The following is a 16,473-nucleotide window of genomic DNA, read 5'->3' on the forward strand; positions in this document are numbered from 1 at the left end:
CCCGCCTCAGGCCGCCACGCCCACGGCCCCGACCCCGGCGCGCTCGAGGATCAGCGGGATGCGCTCCTCCGCCTTCACCGCCATCAGGTGCACCCCCTGGGCAATGCCGGCGTAGGCCGCCACCTGCTCGGCGGCGATGCTGATCCCCTCGTCGGCGGGGTTGGCGGCGGCGGCGAGTCGATCGATCACCGCCTGGGGGATGCAGGCGCCGGGCACCACCCGGTTGATGAAGGCCGCGTTCTTGGCCGACTTGAGCAGAAACACCCCCGCCAGCACCGGCAGTCCCAGGGGGGCGGCCAGCTCGCCCACAAACCGGCGCAGGCGCTCGGCATCCATCACCATCTGGGTCTGGAGGAAGCGGGCGCCGGCGGCCTGCTTGCGGGCGAGGCGGCGCTGCAGGCCACTCCAGCTGGGGCAGTGGGGATCGGCCGCCGCGCCGGCGAACAGGTCGGTGGGGCCATCGGGCAGGGTCCCCTGCACAGGATCGAGCCCCTGGTTGAAGGCGGTCACCTGTTGCAGCAGCCGCACCGCCTCCAGCTCATTCACCGGCCGGGCAGAGGGCTGATCGCCGGCGCGCACCGGATCACCGGTGAGACAGAGCAGGTTGCGGATGCCGAGGGCGTGGGCACCCAGCAGGTCGGCCTGCAGGGCGATGCGGTTGCGGTCGCGGCAGGCCAGCTGCAGCACCGGCTCGATGCCGGCCTCCAGCAGCAGCCGGCACAGGGCCAGGCTGCTCATCCGCATCACGGCGCGGCTGCCGTCGGTCACATTCACGGCATGCACCAGGCCCCGCAGCCGGTGGGCATGGGCGAGGGGGGCGGACACGTCGGCTCCGCGGGGGGGCATCACCTCCGCGGTGATGGCGAACTGCCCCGCCTCCAATGCCTGTTGCAGCCGCAAGATGCCGTGCTTTCGAGTCGGCCCATCATCGGCCAGCACGGTCACGCCCTAGACGGTGACGCCCTGGACGGTTCGCCGCCGGAACGGCGCAGCGGCGGGCGCGCTGCATACAGTGGGGCCACAGCTCCAGGAGCCGCGATGTCAGAGCTGGGCGACCTCGGACACCCCCGCTCCGCCCTCTCGGAGCGCGAGCTGGAGATCATCGAGCTGGTGGCCCAGGGCCTCACCAACCAGGAGATCGCCCAGGCGCTGATGATCAGCAAGCGCACCGTGGACAACCACGTGAGCAACGTGTTCACCAAGACCGGCGCCAAGAACCGCGTGGCCCTGCTCAACTGGGCCCTGGACAACGGCAAGATCTGCCGCGACGGGGTGAACTGCTGCAGCCTGCCCCAGCCCAACGGCCAGGGCTGACGGCCTCAGGCCGCCGCCAGCCGTGGATCGGCCAGCTCGCCCTGCAGCACCGCCAGGCTGAAGCTGCCGGCCTCCAGGCCGAAGAACTCGGCGTAGGCGAGGCAGTCGTCCCGGTCGCGGCCGGCGATGCGGAGCACGCCGTCCTGGTCGTAGAGGCCGATCATCCGGGCAGGGGCAGACAGGGAGAACAAGGGAGGGACAGGCCACGGCGCGGCAGCCCGTGACAGCCCAGGTCCTGGCAGGGACCAGGGCGCCATTCCTGAAGAGAAATGGAAGTTTCCAGTGGAATCCTAAGCGCCCGCCGCGGCTGCTCGCCCGGGGCCGGTGCCCGCCGCCAGCAGCTGCTCCACGGCCGCGCGATCGGCATCGGGCCAGCCGGCGAAGGGCTGCCGCGCCAGGGCGGCGTTGCTGAAGCGGCCATCGCCGGTGAGTTCCCGCACGCACCAGGGCGGCACCGTCACCGGACTGTCGGAGTGCTCCAGCTCCACCTCGGCGATCACCAGCGGGGCGTTGGGGCCCTCGAACACATCCAGCACCCAGTCGCCGCCGGGCAGATCGAGCTGATGGCGCCGCTTGCGCAGCGCCGTGGGGCAGAGCGTCAGCAGCTGCTCGGAATCAAGGGCCGGAATCGGATACTCGAATTCATGGCGGGCGATGCCGGCCGCCGGCAGCTTGAGCGTGAGCCAGGCCTGGCCGGCCCCATACCCAGCAACCACCGCCTCCGTGGCGGCCGACGCCCCGCCCTCACCGGCCGGGAGCGGCGCCGCCTGGCGCACCCGCAGGGTCAGGCCCTCGGCGCTCCCGCTCAGATAGCCCTGGGCCAGGGCCTGCGGGGGGCCCGCGTGGAGGCGCCAGCCGTCGCCGGCCACCAGGAAGCGTCGTTCGATCTCCAGGGCCATCGCGGAGTGCGGCTCAGTTGGGGGAGGGCTCGCCGGCGGTGAGGTTGCCGGCCCAGTGCAGTTTGCGGGTGAGGGTGCGGTAGTAGGAGGGGCTCTGCTCCAGCACCACCAGCAGGGCCTGGTGGTGCGAGCGCTGCACGATGCAGCGCTCGCCGGGCTCCAGGTCCGTGGCGTGGGCGCCGTCCTTCCAGAGCCGCACCCGCCGGGTGGCTTCGCCCAGGGGCCAGATGGCCAGCTGGGAGCGGGGCGGCACCACCACGGGCCGGCTGGAGAGGCTCATCGGGCAGATCGGATTCACCACGATGGCGTCGATGCCGGGATGCAGGATCGGGCCGCCGGCCGCCATCGAATAGCCGGTGGAGCCCGTGGGAGTGGAAATGATCAGGCCGTCGCCGCGGTACTGGTCCACCACCTCGCCGTCGATCTCCAGCTCCAGCACGCAGGTGGGCGACAGCTCGTCCTGTCCCGGCCGCAGGTAGAAGTCGTTGAGGGCGAGGTGAACCTCATCGCCGTCGTCCACATGGGCCTCCAGCATCATGCGGCGCTCCAGGGCGAAGCGGTCGTCGCGCAGGCGATGCCAGAGGTTCTCGGGCGAATCGGCCGGCTCGGCCGTGTGCATCAGCTTGCGCTCGTGGGTGAGGAAGCCGAAGTGGCCGCCCACGTTGAAGCAGAGGATCGGCACCCCCAGCGGGCCCAGGTGGCGGGCGGCGCCGAGCACGGTGCCATCACCGCCCAGCACCACCGCCAGATCCGGCGGCTCGCCCTCGTGGGCCAGCAGGCCGGGAAAGGGGTTCACGTTGGCGCCGCTCATCGCCACGGCCACCCGGGTCCCCTGCTGGCGCAGCTGCTCGGCGCTGCGGCGGGCCTGGCGCAGGGCCGCCTGGCTGCCGGCGCGATGGATCAGCCAGACGGTCCGCAGTTGCATGGATCGAGCGGGGCAGGCCGGGGCGGCTGCCCAGGGGCAGCCAACACCGGATCAGCCCCCAGCCTGCCTACCAGCGCAGCAGGTTGAAGCGCTCCATGTCCACCGTTTCACGGTTCCGGTACAGGGACAGCAGGATCGCCAGGCCCACGGCGGCCTCGGCGGCGGCCACGGTGATCACGAAGATGGCGAACACCTGGCCGCGGATCAGCTGGCCGTCCAGGTAGCTGGAGAAGGCCATCAGGTTGATGTTCACGGCGTTGAGCATCAGCTCGATGCTCATCAGCACCCGCACGGCGTTGCGGCTGTTGATCAGGCCCCAGACGCCGGTGCAGAACAGGACCGCCGCCAGGGCCAGGTAGGCCTGCAGGGGCACGGTGGTGGGCAGCTCGAGGCTCATCAGCGCTTCTCCAGGACGGGGGTGGGCGCGGCGGGTGCCGCTGAGGCGGGGGTCTCGAGCAGCAGCGGCGTGCGCGATTTCTCGATCAGTCCCTGGTCGGCGGGTTCACCGGTCACGATGTCGGCGGAGAGCACATCGCGGCGGGCCAGCACAATGGCGCCGATCATCGCCATCAGCAGCAGCACCGAGGCCAGCTCGAAGGGCAGCAGGTAGTCGGAGAACAGGTGCTCGCCGATCCGGATCGTGGCCTCATCGCCCAGCGGCTCGGGGCCGGGGGTGGCCCAGGGGGTGGTGAAGGCCACCCGCAGCAGCAGAACGAACAGGCCGGCGCAGACGGCCCCCGAGAGCACCCGGCGCAGGGCCAGCCCCGGGATGACGGCCATCGTCTCCTTCTTGTTCACGAGCATGATCGCGAACAGGATCAGCACGTTCACCGCGCCCACGTAGACGAGCACCTGGGCGGCGGCCACGAAGCTGGCGTTGAGCAGCAGGTAGAGGCCTGCCACCGAGAGGAACACGCCCCCCAGCAGGAAGGCGGAATAGACGATGTTGGGCAGCAACACCACGCCCAGGGCTCCGATCGCCACGGCCGCCGAGAGGGCCGCGAAGCAGAGGAACTGGGTGGAGGAGGCGATGGTCATCAGGCTTGGTCTCCGCTGGCGGCGGCCTCAGGCTTGGGCAGGGTTTCGAGCACCTGCTCGGGCAGTCTGCCGGCCCGGGGGCGGCTGGGATCCACTCCGTGGGGATCCATCTCACCCTTGGGCAGGTAGGCCAGCTCACGCAGGGCAAACACCGCCGGGTCGCTGGTGACGCTGGTGGGCAGGCGGCCCAGGGCGATGTTGTCGTAGTTGAGGTTGTGGCGATCGAAGGTGGAGAGCTCGTACTCCTCCGTCATCGACAGGCAGTTGGTGGGGCAGTACTCCACGCAGTTGCCGCAGAAGATGCACACCCCGAAATCGATCGAGTAATTGCGCAGCTCCTTCTTCTTGGTGGCCTTGTTCATCACCCAGTCCACCACCGGCAGGTTGATGGGGCAGACGCGCACACACACCTCACAGGCGATGCACTTGTCGAACTCGTAGTGGATGCGGCCGCGGTAGCGCTCCGAGGGGATCAGCTTCTCGTAGGGGTACTGAACCGTGATCGGCCGGCGGCGCAGGTGATCGAAGGTCACCGCCAGACCCTGGCTCAGGTAATTGGCCGCACTCACCGCATCGCGGGTGTAGTCGCCGACTTTCTTGAGGAACCCGAACATGGACTTGGCGGGATGAAGGGCGGTGAATCTGGGGTGCCGGCCCCATGATGGGCCGGCCGGAGCGGGGTCTGGGGATCAGCCGCCGAAGAAGGCGGGGAAGGCGAGCTTGAGGCCGGCGGTCACCAGCAGGTTCACCAGGGCGATCGGCAGCAGGAACTTCCAGCCCAGATCCAGCAGCTGGTCGATCCGCACCCGGGGCACCGTCCAGCGCAGCAGGATCGCGAAGAACACCAGGAGGTAGGCCTTGAGCACGGTCATCACGATGCCCACCGAGGCCGTGATCACCTGCACCAGCGGCGCATCCACCGACTGGCCCAGGGCGCCCGCCAGCCACTCCACCGGGATGGGGAAGCCCCAGCCCCCCAGATAGAGCACCGACACCAGCAGGGCCGAGAGCACCAGGTTGATGTAGCTGCCCAGGTAGAAGAGAGCGAACTTCATGCCCGCGTACTCGGTCTGGTAGCCGGCCACCAGCTCCTCCTCGGCCTCCGGCAGGTCGAACGGCAGGCGCTCGCATTCAGCCAGGGCACAGATCCAGAAGATCACGAAGCCCACCGGCTGGCGCCAGATGTTCCAGCTGAGGATGCCGGCGCCGTTCTGCTGATCGACGATGTCGACGGTGCTGAGCGAGTTGCTCATCAACACCACCGCCAGCACCGCCAGGGCCAGGGGGATCTCGTAGGAGATCGACTGGGCCGCCGCGCGCAGGCCCCCCAGCAGGGAATATTTGTTGTTGGAGGCGTAGCCGGCCATCAGCAGGCCGATGGGCTGAATGCTGCTGAGGGAGATCCACAGGAAGATCCCCACGCCCACGTTGCTGATCAGCAGGTGCTGGCCGAAGGGCACCACCAGCCAGCTCAGGATCACCGGCACCACCACCAGCACGGGACCGAGGGTGAACAGCAGGCCGTCGGCCCGGGCCGGGATGATGTCCTCCTTGAACAGCAGCTTGAGGCCATCGGCCAGGGGCTGCAGGATCCCCAGGGCACCGGCGTATTCCGGGCCGATGCGCTGCTGCACGGCGGCCGAGATCTTGCGCTCGAGCCACACGGTGACGAGTACGCCCACCACCGCCGCCACCAGCACCAGCAGCATCGGCAGGGGCAGCCACACCAGGTGGGCAGCGGCGGGGCTGAGGCCGAAGCCCTGGAGCACGTCGGTGAAGCTGGACTCCAGGTCGAGGCCGGGCGTCACCAGGGCGGGGGCCTGCAGGGCGGCGGCCATGGCGCTGGCTGGGGCGGTCAGCATGCGGGTGGCTGCAGGGGGACTGACTGGGATGGGGGCAACTTAGGCGGCCGCAGCGGCAGACGGGTCGGTGGGAGGCCGCAGGGCCGTGGACGCGTCAGGGAGCTGGATCAGGGAGCTGGTCAGTGGGCTGGATCCGTGGGCGGGCCAGCGGGCCTGTCAGCGGGCCTCGATCGGCGTCAGCTCGCGGGCCGGATAGCCGGTGTAGATCTGCGTGGGCCGGAAGATGCGGTTGGCGCCGAGCTGCTCCTTCCAGTGGGCCAGCCAGCCGGCGGTGCGGGCGATGGCAAAGATCGGCGTGAACAGGTCTTCGGGGATGCCGAGCTTGCGATACACCAGGCCGGAATAGAAATCCACGTTGGGGTAGATGCCCTTGGGACCGAGCCGCTCGGCGGCGGCGGCTTCCAGTTGGCGGGCCAGGTCGTAGAGGGGGTCGTGACCGAAGGCGTCGAACAGCTGCTCGGCCAGCTTCTGCAGGATCACGGCCCTGGGGTCCTTCACCTTGTATTCCCGGTGGCCGAAGCCCATGATCTTGCGCTTCTCGGCGATGGCCCGATCCAGCCAGGGCACCACCTGGTCCTCGCTGCCGATCTCCTCGAGCATCGTCAGCACGTCCTCGTTGGCACCGCCGTGCAGGGGTCCGGCCAGGGTGCCCACGGCCGAGGCCACCACGGCGTAGGGGTCGGTGAGGGTGCTGGCGGTGACGCGGGCGCTGAAGGTGCTGGCGTTGAGGCTGTGCTCGGCGTGCAGGATCAGGCAGGCATCGAAGATGCGGGCCGCCAGGGGGTCCGGCTCCCGCTCGGTGAGCATGTAGAGGAAGTTGGAGGCGTAGGCCAGGTCGTCGCGGGGCTGGATCGGATCCTGGCCTTTACGGATCAGCTGGAACGCCGCCACCATCGTGGGGATCTTGGCGATCAGACGCACCACCGCCCCGTAGATGTATTCGGGGTTATCGAGGGCGCGGCGCGAATAGAAGAGTCCCAGGGAGGCGGCGCTGGCCTGCAGCGCGTCCATCGGGTGCCCCTGGGAGGGGAAGCTCTTCATCATGTCGCGGATGCGGAAGCTCACCCGCCGGTGCATCTGCACCTCCTCCTCGAAGGCCGCCAGCTGATCCGCATCGGGGAGTTCGCCCCAGATCAGCAGATAGGTGGTCTCCAGGAAGGTGCTCTGGGAGGCCAGGTCCTCCACCCGGTAGCCGCGATAGCTGAGGATCCCCTGCTGGCCGTCGATGTCGCACACCGCCGACTGGGTGGCCGGAACGCCCTCCAGCCCGGGGCGATAGAGCGCCGCGGCCGCCTGGATGCCTGCCTCTGCCACCATGCCGCTCCTCCTGCTGCAGTGGGCAACCTAAGGCCAGCGGCGGGGCCCACTGGGTAGCGCTACCGACCAGCCAGCAAGGTCTTCGGGCTGAGCAGCAACAGCAGCCGCGCCGATCCGGCCAGGGCCTGCTCCGCCAGCCCACCCTCGGCGGGGAGCTCCAGCAGCAGGGCGCCGGCCTTCTTCAGCCGCAGCCGCCCCTCGGCCTGGGCCGGGGGCACGCCGATCAGCCAGGCCGCCAGACGGCTGAGGTCGGGTTCGTGGCCCACCAGCGCCAGCCGGCTCCAGCCGGGCCGCGGCGAGGCCGGCCCCAGCCAGCGCAGCAGCAGCGGCTCGGGATCGGCCTCCGGGGCCAGGCCCGCCTCCAGCTCCAGGTCAGCGGCCAGGCCCGCGTCCCGGGCCAGCTCGGCGGTCTGGCGGGCCCGCACCAACGGGCTGCTCAGCAGCACCTCGGCCCGCAGATCCAGCTCCAGCAGACGCTGCAGCACCAGGGCCGTGCGCGCCCGGCCGGCATCCGTCAGTGGGCGGGAGCCGTCATCGAGGCCCTCGCGGCGCTCTTCGGCGATGCCGTGGCGCAGCAGCAGCAGTTCGCGGCGATGGGCCCTGGCCACCTCAGCCCAGCTCCAGCAGGGCATGGAGCCGCAGGGCACCGCGGGGTGAGGCTCCAGCCGCGGGGGCCCCCGCGGCGGGAGCGTCGGCGTCCAGGCTCAGGGCCGCCCCCTCCAGCTGCTCGGTCAGGGGCGTGGACGCCAGGGTGGCCAGCAGACGCCAGGGCTGCCAGCGGGCCAGCAGGCCGCGGGCCGTGGCCCCATCCATCGCCCACTGCACGGGGGCCTGGGGCGTGCCGAGCGCCTGCAGCTGGTCGAGGCGACGGCGGGGCTGGCCATGGCCGTCGCGCTGCTGGCCGAGCACCGCCAGCCCCTGGCCCCACCAGGCCAGGTCACCCTGGGGACTGCGGGCCCCGGCCAGGCGGGCCTGGAGCTGGTCGGGGTTGCCGCGCACCGGCCGGGATTCCAGCTGCGTCCAGGCCTCCAGTGTTTGGCCCTTGAGGGTCAGGGGGGCGGCCGAGAAGCCCTGGCGCGTCAGATCGGCCTGCAGGGCCTCGGGGGCGGGGTTGTCGGCGCGGGTGCCCAGCAGCCAGCCGTCCTCCTGGCGGGCCCAGAGCAGCGGCCCCCGATCGGCGCCGGCCACGAGAGCCGGCAGCGGGCCGGCCTCCGCCGCCAGGGCCCGGGCCAGCGCGGGGCCGAGCAGGGTGCGCCAGGGGTCGGGGGCGATGGCAGTGGGCTCGGACGGGGCTGTGGGTTCGCGCGTGGCAGGCGCTGACCTGGTGGGCGCAGGGGCGGGGCTGGGATCCTCCGCAGCAACCGCAACGGGATCCGCCGTCTTCGCGCCCGACGGGACCTCCTCCGCCGGCGGAACGGATTCGCCCGCCTGAATCGGCTGCAGCGGCTGAGCCTCGGCCGCCGCCGCCAAGGCGGGGGAGTCAGCAGCAGAGGCCGGCGTGGACGCGGCCGCCCCCAGCAGGGCCGCCGGATCCTGCAACAGGGCCAGGCTGGCGACCGGGCCGTTCAGCTGGTGCAGCAGGGCCTCGCCACCGACCAGCGGCCGGCGGGCCAGGGGGGCCCTCAGCTGCACCAGGGCATCCACCGCCAGGCCCCGAGCAGAGGGGGAGAGGGCCGCCACCAGTTCACTGGCGGGGGAGGCCAGCTGGGGGTCGGCCGGCAGGCCCAGCCAGCGCTCCAGGGCCGCGGGCCGGGCGGTGAGCAGGGCCACGCCCTGGCCGAGCCGCGCCACGGCCTGCCGCAGCGGCGGGCTGGCGGCCTGGTTGAGCTCGTCGATCTGCGACACGTCCAGGGCCTGCTCGAGCACGCCGCGGCCAGAGGCGATCAGCACCAGATCGTCGTGGATCAGGGCCGTGGCCAGGGGGCGGGGGCTCTGGCCCACCAGGGCACCGCGGCCGCTGATCAGGCCCATGCCCCGGTAGCGGCTGACCTGCAGGTCGGTGCCGGCCAGGCTGCGGGTCTGCCAGAAGCGCTGCAGGAAGCGGCGGGCGCCCTCGTTGTCGCGGCTGCGCAGGGCCAGCACCCAGCCGGGCTCGCCGGCCTGATCCGGGGGGGTGAGCAGGGCCAGGCTCACCTCGCCGCCGAGCCAGGGGGAGAGCTCACTGGCGTAGTCGAGGCCGGCGGCGGCAAAGGCCCCATCGCGCAGGCGATCGACGGCCGCCGCGGCGGCACGGCGCTGGCGCGGCGGGGCAACGGCCCGGGCATAGGAGCCCGCCGCCTCGGGGCCCACCAGCCAGTGCAGGGTGAGCGGGGCGCTGCGCGGCACGAAGCGGGCCGCCAGGGGCAGGGCCAGGGGCCGGTGCTGCAGGGCCAGCGGGCTGCGTTCCAGGATCAGCCACCAGGCCCCGGCCCCCAGCCCCAGCAGCACCAGGGCTGCCGTCAGGACGGCCGCCAGGAAGGGGCGGGCCTTCATGCGACGCACGCAGCAACGACGTCATCTTTATGCATGGCCCCGGGCTTTGGCACGCCAGCGCGCCCTCCAGCCAGCCCAACGTTGCAGTCGCCAGCATGGGGCGATGCGCCCGACGCCGCGGCGCCCGCCCCCGCGCCGATTCCCCCTCCCCCGCGATGCCCACCCCCACCAGCCTGCGCGCCAGCGACCTGCACCGCCGCCTGGAGGCCGGCGAGCCGCTCCAGCTGGTGGATGTGCGCGAGGACGCCGAGCTGGAGCTGGCGGCCCTGACCCTGCCCGTGATTCACCTGCCCCTGAGCCGCTCGGCCGAGTGGCTGGACCGGCTCGACAGCCTGCTGGATCGGGAGCAAGACCTGGTGGTGCTCTGCCATGCGGGTGTGCGCAGCTGGCAGTTCGGCAGCTGGCTGATGGAGACCCAGGGCTACGAACGGGTGTGGAACCTGCACGGCGGCATCGACGCCTGGAGCGTGGAGGTGGATCCCGCCGTGCCCCGCTACTGAGGTCGCGCTGCTGAAGGGCGCGCCACGGAAGCCCCCGCGCCTGGGGGCCGAATAGCAGCCACCGTCCGCAGCCCCTACGATCCACCCCACCCCGAGAGGCAGCGCCCCGTGCAACCCCTGCCCCGCCGCCAACAGCAGGTGCTGCAGGCCACGGTGCGCCACTACGTGGACACCACCGAGCCCGTGGGCAGCCAGACCCTGGTGAAGCGCTTCGGGCTGGAGGCCAGCCCCGCCACCGTGCGCTCGGCCATGGGGGCCCTGGAGCAGAAGGGTCTGCTCACCCAGCCCCACACCTCCGCCGGCCGGGTGCCGAGCCAGCAGGGCTATCGCCACTACGTGGACTGCCTGCTGCCGGCCCCCGGCGCCGCGGCCAGCCAGCTGGAGCGGGAACTCACGGGCCTGAGCCTGCAGTGGGCCGCCCTCGACGACCTGCTGCTGCACCTGGCCCGCCGCCTGGCGGACCTCACGGGTCTGCTGAGCCTGATCACCCGCCCCCAGCGCCAGGCTCCGGACCTGCAGGCCCTGCGGCTGGTGCCCAGCGGCGACCGGCTGCTGGTGTTTCTGGTGGAGGACAGCGCCACCACCAGCAGTCTCAACCTACGCCTGCCCGCCGGCATCAGCGGCGAGCTGCCGGCGCTGGAGCGCTGGGCGGCCGGCCAGCTGGAGGGCGGTCCCGGGGCTGGGGGCAGCGCCATCGACTGGGGCAGCCTGCCGCCCCAGCTGCGCGGCAGCGGCGAGCTGCTGCGCCAGGGGCTCGAGAGCCACCGGCAGCTCCGGCCCCTGGACCTGGGGGGCGCCGTGGCCCTGGGGCTGGGGGGCCTGCTGCGCCAGCCGGAATTCAGCCGCACCGAGAGCCTGCGGCCGCTGCTGCAGCTGGTGGAGGAAGACCCCCAGCAACTCCTGCAGGCCCGGGGCGCCGCCGACCTGGGCGGGGTGTGGATCGGCGCCGAGCATCCCCACCCGGCGCTGCGCTGCTGCGCCGTGGTGCAGTCGAGCTACAGCACGGGCAGTGGCGGGGTGGGCCAGGTGGCCCTGGTGGGGCCGATGCGCATGGCCTATGCCACGGCCCGCTCGGCGGTGCGCTCCGTGGCCACGGTGCTGGAGCGGCTGCTGACCTGAGCGGAGCCGCCCGGGCCGAACGGCTCCGGCCCGAGCGGGGCCCGCCGCCTCAGCCCGTCAGCTGGTCCCCGAGCCTGTCGGCCACGGTGTTGACGTCCTTGTCGCCGCGGCCGGAGAGGTTCACCACCACCTCGGTGCCGGGGGCCAGGGTGGGGCAGAGCTTCTCCAGCCAGGCGAAGGCGTGGGCCGTCTCCAGGGCCGGGATGATCCCCTCCAGGCGGCAGAGCAGCTGCAGGGCATCCAGGGCCTCGGCATCGGTCACGGCGCCGTATTCCGCCCGGCCGATGGTCTTGAGGTAGCTGTGCTCGGGGCCGACCCCCGGATAGTCGAGGCCGGCGCTGATCGAGTGGGCCTCCTGCACCTGGCCCTCCTCGTCCTGCAGCAGCAGGCTCATGGCACCGTGCAGCACCCCCACCCGGCCCTCGGTGATCGTGGCGGCATGGCGGCCGCTGGCCACGCCATCGCCGGCGGCCTCCACCCCGACCAGACGCACGGCGGTGTCCTGCACGAAGGGGTGGAACAGGCCCATGGCGTTGGAGCCGCCGCCCACGCAGGCCACCAGCACGTCCGGCAGGCGGCCGAAGGCCTCCTGGCACTGCTGCCTGGCCTCCTCGCCGATCACGGCGTGGAAGTCGCGCACCAGCATCGGGAAGGGGTGGGGCCCGGCCACCGAGCCGAGGATGTAGTGGGTGGTCTCCACGTTGGTCACCCAGTCGCGGATGGCCTCGCTGGTGGCGTCCTTGAGGGTGGCGGTGCCGGCGGTCACGGGCTGCACCCGGGCCCCCAGCAGCCGCATGCGGAACACGTTGAGGGCCTGGCGGCGCATGTCCTCGGCACCCATGTAGACCACACACTCCAGGCCGAAGCGGGCGCACACGGTGGCGGTGGCCACGCCGTGCTGGCCGGCGCCGGTCTCGGCGATGATCCGCTTCTTGCCCATGCGCAGGGCCAGCAGCGCCTGGCCCAGGGCGTTGTTGATCTTGTGGGCGCCGGTGTGGTTGAGGTCCTCGCGCTTCAGCCAGATGCGCGGACCGCCCTCGGGGCGGCGGTAGTGCTCCGTGAGCCGCTCCGCCTCATACAGGGGGCTGGGCCGGCCCACGTAGTTCTTGAGCAGGTGGTTGAGCCGCTCGGTGAAGGCGGAATCCGCCCAGGCCTCGGCGGCCGCCCGCTCCAGCTCCGCCAGGGCCGGGATCAGGGTTTCAGGCACGTACTGGCCGCCGAACTGGCCGTAGCGGCCCAGGCTGTTGGGGCGGGCCGAGAGCTCCAGGGCAGCGGGATCAACGCCGCTGGCGGAGGACACAGGGGGAACGGTGCTGGTCACCGGCGGCGGAGCGAGATGCCGCCAGCGTAGGAAGCGGGCAGGGGCTCACCGGGGCTGGGGGGCCGGGCGGGCGGCTCTGGAGGGCTGGGGAGGCGGTGGCGGGGGCGTCACCGGCCAGCCGGGCGGCATGTCGATGCGGAGGCGCGAGGCCTCGTCGCGGCAGGGCGGGCTGCCGCTGAAGGACGCCCCCAGGCTCTCCTCCCGCTCCGGCGCCGGCCGGCAGAGCTGCTGGGCCGGCTCACCCTTGAGTCCCAGGCGCACCATCTCGAACTGGAGGGGAGGCAGATCCATGGCGGGAGCCTGGGGCGAGGCCCGGGCGGACGGCTGTCAGGGGTTCTGGGGTGCTGGAGTGGACCGCTGGCAGAGCGGCCTCTGCGCTGAAGTGGTGTAGCGGAGCAACGGGCGATGGCCAAGGGCAGTTGGCAGGAATTCAGCAGACCGGAGAGCCTGCAGCGGGCCCCGGCCGGCCCTGGCGGCGGGGCCAACGCAGCCACCCCGCGGGGCCAGCAGCGGGTGCGGGTCCAGCGCACCAAGGCCGGCAAGGGCGGCAAGCTCGTGACCGCCATCACCGGCCTGGAGGCCCCCGAGGCGGAGCTCAAGGCCCTGCTCAAGCAGCTCAAGGCCGCCGCCGGGACCGGCGGCACCGTGAAGGATGGGGTGATCGAACTGCAGGGCGACCAGGTGGCGCCGGCCCTGGCGGCGCTGGAGAAGGCCGGCTACCGGCCGAAGCAGGCCGGGGGGTAGAAGCGGGCATCCCGTTGGGGCGGAGGCCGTGGCCCTGCGGCAGCATGGGCCGATGCCCGTGAACCAGCCTCGGCCCTACTCCCCCCTGCGCAAATGCCGCGTGGCCCTGCATGGGCTGCGCCTGGCCATGCGCGACACGGCCGTGGCCTACAAGCTCGTGTTGTCCGTGGTGCTGCTGGCGGTGGCCTTCGCCCAGCGCGCCTGGGTGGACTTCGGCCTGCTGTTGCTGGCCACGGCCCTGGTGCTGGCAGCCGAGCTGCTGAACACCGCCATCGAAGAGCTGTGTGACTACGTCCAGCCGGAACGGGCACCGCAGATCGGCGCCACCAAGGACATCGCCGCGGCCGGCGTCAGCCTGTGCATCCTGGCCTGGGTGGGCGTGATGGCCCTGGAGGCCTGGCGACTGCTGCTCTCCGGCCGGAGCTGAGGCGGGCTCCCACGGGCAGCGGACGATACTGGGCCCATCCCTGCCCACACCAGAACGCGATGGCCGCCCCCTCGGTCCCCTACGGCGAACTCACCAACCAGGGCGCCTCCACCAACATCGTCTGGCACCACTCCACCGTGACGCGCCAGGCCAGGGCCCACCAGCGCGGGCACCGCAGCGCCATCCTCTGGTTCACCGGCCTGAGCGGCGCCGGCAAGAGCACCCTGGCCAACGCCGTGAACTCGGCCCTGTTCGAGCAGGGTCTGGCCTGCTATGTGCTCGACGGCGACAACGTGCGCCACGGCCTCTGCAAGGACCTGGGCTTCTCCGACGCCGACCGGGAGGAGAACATCCGCCGCATCGGCGAGGTGGCCAAGCTGTTCCTGGATGCGGGCGTGGTGGTGCTCACCGCCTTCGTGTCGCCGTTCCGCTCCGACCGGGAGCGGGCCCGGGCCCTGGTGGAGGCGGGCGACTTCATCGAGGTCCACTGCGCCGCCGATCTCGACGTGTGCGAGCACCGCGACACCAAGGGGCTCTACGCCAAGGCCCGCGCCGGTGAGATCAAGGACTTCACCGGCATCTCCAGCCCCTACGAGGCCCCCGAGCAGCCCGAACTGCGGATCGATACGGGCAGCCAGAACCTGGATGACTGCGTGGCCCAGGTGCTGAGCTACCTGGAGGCCCAGGGGGTGGTGCCCGCCGCCGGCGAGGGCTGAGCGGCGGCGCCCTAGCGGCCCGCTGCCGGCAGCTCCCAACGGCGGGCCAGCTCGTCGAGCAGGGTCTTGAGGCAGCTGGCCACCGGCACCGCCAGCAACAGGCCCAGCAGGTCGCCCAGGCCCATCAGGCTGCCGAAGCGGGCGCCGATCGGCAGGCACACCAGCAGCCAGGCCGGCTGCAGGCCCACGATGCTGCCCATCAGCCGGGGCTGGATCACCTGGTCCACCACCTGGCCCACGCTGATGGCCGCAGCCAGCACCTCCAGACCGGTGCGCGGCTCCTCCAGGGCCAGCAGCAGGCTCACCAGCACGATCGTGAGGGCGCTGGCGTAGGGCACCAGGGTGGTGAAGCCGATCAGCACGGCAAAGAGCACCCCGTAGGGGATGCCCAGCAGCGTGAACACCACCATCTGGGCGCCGCTGAGGATCAGGGCCAGCAGCACCTGGCCGGCGAAGTAGCCGCGGAAGGTGCGCCCGAGGGTCGAGAGGATCAGCCCGCGCCACTGGTCGGGAAGCCAGCGGGCCAGGCCCGCCACGATCGACTCGCCGCCCAGCAGCAGGAAGATCGCCAGCACCAGCACGATCACGGTGTTGACCGTGATCCCCACCGTGGCCCCCAGCAGGCCCAGCAGGCGCTGGCTCACCTGGCTGGCCACCTGACTGGCGCGGGTGAGCAGGCTGCTGCTGAGGTCGCCGATCTCGGTGGGCAGACCCCGCTGGGTGGCCCACTGCTCAAGACGATCCAGCCACTGCTGCCCCTCCGCCAGCCAGGAGGGCAGGGCGTTGATCAGCTCGCCGAGCTGCTGCACCAGCCGCGGCACCAGCCACAGGCCCGCCAGCACCAGCAGCCCCATCCCCAGGCCCACCACCAGCAGCACCGCCAGGCTGCGGGGCAGGCCGCGGCCCACCAGCCAGCGGGTGGGCAGATCGAGCAGGAAGGCGATCAGGGCCGCCCCCAGGAACAGGGCCGGGAAGGGCGCCAGGGGCAGCAGCAGCTGGCGCAGCACCCAGAGGTTGAGCACCAGCAGCGGCAGCGCCAGGCTCAGCCGCAGCCAGGGGGGGAGCACCAGGCGTTCGAGCATGGTCCGCCGTGCGGCTCCGAGGGGAAAGGACTCAGGGGTTGGCGCTCAGTCTGCTGGCGCCGGCCGCGGCCTGCCACCAGAAGAACAGCCAGGCGGCGATGCCGAGGAACTTGAAGCCCTCCTCCACCAGCTGCACGGCGTTGTAGCCGAAGGGCAGCGCCTCCTGGAGTGCATCCAGGATCACCGAGCCGCCCAGCAGGGCCACCGCCACGGGGAAGGACAGCCCCCCCAGCGCCGGCACGAGGCTGCGGTAGCGCAGCAGCAGCGCCACGGCGAACACCGCATAGAGCGCATACAGAAAGGTGGAGCCGACGTAGCGGTCGTGCAGCAGGAACATGTCGTCGAGGGCGAGCAGCAGCGAGAAGCCGCCGCCCAGCAGCAGCAGCTGCCGGTGGCGCCCCCGGGCCCCGGTCACGCCGGAGAGGGCGCCGAAGAGGGCGATCGCCGCCGCCGCCGTCCAGAGCAGGTAGCCCAGGTTGGAGAGCAGCCCCACCCCCAGCGGGTGCTGGCAGGTCTGGGCCAGGTCGCGCAGCACCAGCTCGGCGTCGATGCCGGCGGCATGGCTCAGCCCCAGGGCCACCAGATACACCAGCAGCGCCGGCAGCAGGGCCAGGCGCAGCAGCGGTGCGAGCCCGGCGCGGGGCTGGGAGGGGGAGACGGCCATGGAGGGGAGCGCCGGGGGCGGCTGCGGTGGCGGCCCGGGGGCCCGCCCTGGCGGCACCCTACCGAGCCCCAGC

Annotated in this window: 21 protein-coding genes; 6 read left to right on the top strand and 15 right to left on the bottom strand. The window is 72.2% G+C overall.

Annotation, left to right across the window (positions count from 1 at the left end):
* Nucleotides 1–6 precede the first annotated feature (6 nt).
* Nucleotides 7–900, bottom strand: a complete 894-nt coding sequence (locus ACLV7J_RS07280; RefSeq protein WP_411868437.1) for a methylenetetrahydrofolate reductase — start codon at nucleotides 898–900, stop codon at nucleotides 7–9.
* Nucleotides 901–1,038: 138 nt separating this feature from the next.
* On the opposite strand from ACLV7J_RS07280, the gene ACLV7J_RS07285 reads away from it, so the two are divergent.
* The gene (locus tag ACLV7J_RS07285) at nucleotides 1,039–1,314 is read left to right on the top strand and encodes a LuxR C-terminal-related transcriptional regulator (RefSeq protein ID WP_255127404.1); all 276 of its coding nucleotides are present in this window, start codon (nucleotides 1,039–1,041) and stop codon (nucleotides 1,312–1,314) included.
* A gap of 5 nt (nucleotides 1,315–1,319) precedes the next feature.
* Here the strand turns inward: ACLV7J_RS07285 and ACLV7J_RS07290 are convergent, their stop codons facing one another.
* The 10 genes from ACLV7J_RS07290 to ACLV7J_RS07335 all read right to left on the bottom strand — a co-directional run bounded on the left by ACLV7J_RS07290 (nucleotide 1,320) and on the right by ACLV7J_RS07335 (nucleotide 9,827).
* Complete coding sequence (locus ACLV7J_RS07290) at nucleotides 1,320–1,505, bottom strand: hypothetical protein (RefSeq protein ID WP_411868438.1); 186 nt, start codon at nucleotides 1,503–1,505, stop codon at nucleotides 1,320–1,322.
* A 99-nt stretch (nucleotides 1,506–1,604) separates the two neighbouring features.
* A complete protein-coding gene (locus ACLV7J_RS07295) occupies nucleotides 1,605–2,213 on the bottom strand; it encodes a CYTH domain-containing protein (RefSeq protein ID WP_411868439.1) in 609 nt (202 codons plus the stop codon).
* A 13-nt stretch (nucleotides 2,214–2,226) separates the two neighbouring features.
* Nucleotides 2,227–3,138 carry an NAD(+) kinase gene (locus ACLV7J_RS07300; protein WP_411868440.1) on the bottom strand — a complete coding sequence of 304 codons (912 nt, stop codon included), beginning with the start codon at nucleotides 3,136–3,138 and terminating at the stop codon, nucleotides 2,227–2,229.
* A gap of 67 nt (nucleotides 3,139–3,205) precedes the next feature.
* Nucleotides 3,206–3,535 (bottom strand): NADH-quinone oxidoreductase subunit NuoK, encoded by a 330-nt coding sequence (gene nuoK / locus ACLV7J_RS07305; protein ID WP_411868441.1) that lies wholly within the window; start codon nucleotides 3,533–3,535, stop codon nucleotides 3,206–3,208.
* Nucleotides 3,535–4,176 (bottom strand): NADH-quinone oxidoreductase subunit J, encoded by a 642-nt coding sequence (locus ACLV7J_RS07310; RefSeq protein ID WP_411868442.1) that lies wholly within the window; start codon nucleotides 4,174–4,176, stop codon nucleotides 3,535–3,537. Before ACLV7J_RS07310 ends, nuoK begins: the two co-directional genes overlap by 1 nt.
* On the bottom strand, nucleotides 4,176–4,790 hold the full coding sequence (gene ndhI / locus ACLV7J_RS07315) for an NAD(P)H-quinone oxidoreductase subunit I (RefSeq protein ID WP_411868443.1): 615 nt from the start codon (nucleotides 4,788–4,790) through the stop codon (nucleotides 4,176–4,178). Before ndhI ends, ACLV7J_RS07310 begins: the two co-directional genes overlap by 1 nt.
* A 75-nt stretch (nucleotides 4,791–4,865) precedes the next feature.
* Nucleotides 4,866–5,984, bottom strand: a complete 1,119-nt coding sequence (nuoH, locus tag ACLV7J_RS07320; RefSeq protein WP_411868591.1) for an NADH-quinone oxidoreductase subunit NuoH — start codon at nucleotides 5,982–5,984, stop codon at nucleotides 4,866–4,868.
* Between the two features lie 210 nt (nucleotides 5,985–6,194).
* Entirely contained in the window at nucleotides 6,195–7,355 is a 1,161-nt protein-coding gene (locus ACLV7J_RS07325; protein WP_411868444.1) for a citrate synthase, read from the bottom strand.
* Between the two features lie 59 nt (nucleotides 7,356–7,414).
* Nucleotides 7,415–7,987 carry a SixA phosphatase family protein gene (locus tag ACLV7J_RS07330; protein ID WP_411868445.1) on the bottom strand — a complete coding sequence of 191 codons (573 nt, stop codon included), beginning with the start codon at nucleotides 7,985–7,987 and terminating at the stop codon, nucleotides 7,415–7,417.
* Nucleotides 7,965–9,827 (bottom strand): DUF3352 domain-containing protein, encoded by a 1,863-nt coding sequence (locus tag ACLV7J_RS07335; RefSeq protein ID WP_411868446.1) that lies wholly within the window; start codon nucleotides 9,825–9,827, stop codon nucleotides 7,965–7,967. The genes ACLV7J_RS07330 and ACLV7J_RS07335 overlap by 23 nt, the downstream gene beginning before the upstream one ends.
* Before the next feature lie 155 nt (nucleotides 9,828–9,982).
* Here ACLV7J_RS07335 and ACLV7J_RS07340 point away from each other — a divergent pair, with 155 nt between their 5' ends.
* Both ACLV7J_RS07340 and ACLV7J_RS07345 read left to right on the top strand, forming a co-directional pair.
* On the top strand, nucleotides 9,983–10,327 hold the full coding sequence (locus tag ACLV7J_RS07340) for a rhodanese-like domain-containing protein (protein ID WP_411868447.1): 345 nt from the start codon (nucleotides 9,983–9,985) through the stop codon (nucleotides 10,325–10,327).
* Between the two features lie 108 nt (nucleotides 10,328–10,435).
* Nucleotides 10,436–11,446 carry an HrcA family transcriptional regulator gene (locus tag ACLV7J_RS07345; RefSeq protein ID WP_411868448.1) on the top strand — a complete coding sequence of 337 codons (1,011 nt, stop codon included), beginning with the start codon at nucleotides 10,436–10,438 and terminating at the stop codon, nucleotides 11,444–11,446.
* A 49-nt stretch (nucleotides 11,447–11,495) separates the two neighbouring features.
* Here ACLV7J_RS07345 and trpB read toward each other — a convergent pair whose 3' ends face one another.
* Both trpB and ACLV7J_RS07355 read right to left on the bottom strand, forming a co-directional pair.
* Nucleotides 11,496–12,767: a tryptophan synthase subunit beta gene (gene trpB / locus ACLV7J_RS07350; RefSeq protein WP_411868449.1), complete on the bottom strand. Its 1,272-nt coding sequence runs from the start codon at nucleotides 12,765–12,767 to the stop codon at nucleotides 11,496–11,498.
* Nucleotides 12,768–12,812: 45 nt separating this feature from the next.
* Nucleotides 12,813–13,058: a hypothetical protein gene (locus ACLV7J_RS07355; RefSeq protein WP_411868450.1), complete on the bottom strand. Its 246-nt coding sequence runs from the start codon at nucleotides 13,056–13,058 to the stop codon at nucleotides 12,813–12,815.
* 114 nt (nucleotides 13,059–13,172) lie between these two features.
* On the opposite strand from ACLV7J_RS07355, the gene ACLV7J_RS07360 reads away from it, so the two are divergent.
* From ACLV7J_RS07360 to cysC, 3 genes are read left to right on the top strand one after another with little or no spacing between them, the layout of a single operon-like run.
* On the top strand, nucleotides 13,173–13,511 hold the full coding sequence (locus ACLV7J_RS07360) for a translation initiation factor (protein ID WP_411868451.1): 339 nt from the start codon (nucleotides 13,173–13,175) through the stop codon (nucleotides 13,509–13,511).
* Between the two features lie 28 nt (nucleotides 13,512–13,539).
* Nucleotides 13,540–13,938, top strand: coding sequence for a diacylglycerol kinase (locus ACLV7J_RS07365; protein ID WP_411868452.1), 399 nt, complete (start codon nucleotides 13,540–13,542; stop codon nucleotides 13,936–13,938).
* A gap of 59 nt (nucleotides 13,939–13,997) precedes the next feature.
* Nucleotides 13,998–14,654 (top strand): adenylyl-sulfate kinase, encoded by a 657-nt coding sequence (cysC, locus tag ACLV7J_RS07370; protein WP_411868453.1) that lies wholly within the window; start codon nucleotides 13,998–14,000, stop codon nucleotides 14,652–14,654.
* Between the two features lie 11 nt (nucleotides 14,655–14,665).
* On the opposite strand, the gene ACLV7J_RS07375 is transcribed toward cysC, so the two are convergent.
* Entirely contained in the window at nucleotides 14,666–15,736 is a 1,071-nt protein-coding gene (locus tag ACLV7J_RS07375; protein WP_411868454.1) for an AI-2E family transporter, read from the bottom strand.
* A gap of 31 nt (nucleotides 15,737–15,767) precedes the next feature.
* Nucleotides 15,768–16,400: an oxidoreductase gene (locus ACLV7J_RS07380; protein ID WP_411868455.1), complete on the bottom strand. Its 633-nt coding sequence runs from the start codon at nucleotides 16,398–16,400 to the stop codon at nucleotides 15,768–15,770.
* Nucleotides 16,401–16,473: the final 73 nt, after the last annotated feature.

It is taken from the genome of Vulcanococcus limneticus LL (genome assembly GCF_943369875.1).
Lineage (GTDB): Bacteria > Cyanobacteriota > Cyanobacteriia > PCC-6307 > Cyanobiaceae > Vulcanococcus > Vulcanococcus limneticus_A.

Coding starts and splice junctions, on each gene's coding strand:
- ACLV7J_RS07285 (WP_255127404.1), top strand. CDS start 1,039: ATGTCAGAGCTGGGCGACCTCGGACACCCCCGCTCCGCCCTCTCGGAG.
- ACLV7J_RS07295 (WP_411868439.1), bottom strand. CDS start 2,213: ATGGCCCTGGAGATCGAACGACGCTTCCTGGTGGCCGGCGACGGCTGG.
- ACLV7J_RS07300 (WP_411868440.1), bottom strand. CDS start 3,138: ATGCAACTGCGGACCGTCTGGCTGATCCATCGCGCCGGCAGCCAGGCG.
- nuoK (WP_411868441.1), bottom strand. CDS start 3,535: ATGAGCCTCGAGCTGCCCACCACCGTGCCCCTGCAGGCCTACCTGGCC.
- ACLV7J_RS07310 (WP_411868442.1), bottom strand. CDS start 4,176: ATGACCATCGCCTCCTCCACCCAGTTCCTCTGCTTCGCGGCCCTCTCG.
- ndhI (WP_411868443.1), bottom strand. CDS start 4,790: ATGTTCGGGTTCCTCAAGAAAGTCGGCGACTACACCCGCGATGCGGTG.
- ACLV7J_RS07325 (WP_411868444.1), bottom strand. CDS start 7,355: ATGGTGGCAGAGGCAGGCATCCAGGCGGCCGCGGCGCTCTATCGCCCC.
- ACLV7J_RS07330 (WP_411868445.1), bottom strand. CDS start 7,987: ATGCCCTGCTGGAGCTGGGCTGAGGTGGCCAGGGCCCATCGCCGCGAA.
- ACLV7J_RS07335 (WP_411868446.1), bottom strand. CDS start 9,827: ATGAAGGCCCGCCCCTTCCTGGCGGCCGTCCTGACGGCAGCCCTGGTG.
- ACLV7J_RS07340 (WP_411868447.1), top strand. CDS start 9,983: ATGCCCACCCCCACCAGCCTGCGCGCCAGCGACCTGCACCGCCGCCTG.
- ACLV7J_RS07355 (WP_411868450.1), bottom strand. CDS start 13,058: ATGGATCTGCCTCCCCTCCAGTTCGAGATGGTGCGCCTGGGACTCAAG.
- ACLV7J_RS07360 (WP_411868451.1), top strand. CDS start 13,173: ATGGCCAAGGGCAGTTGGCAGGAATTCAGCAGACCGGAGAGCCTGCAG.
- cysC (WP_411868453.1), top strand. CDS start 13,998: ATGGCCGCCCCCTCGGTCCCCTACGGCGAACTCACCAACCAGGGCGCC.
- ACLV7J_RS07375 (WP_411868454.1), bottom strand. CDS start 15,736: ATGCTCGAACGCCTGGTGCTCCCCCCCTGGCTGCGGCTGAGCCTGGCG.
- ACLV7J_RS07380 (WP_411868455.1), bottom strand. CDS start 16,400: ATGGCCGTCTCCCCCTCCCAGCCCCGCGCCGGGCTCGCACCGCTGCTG.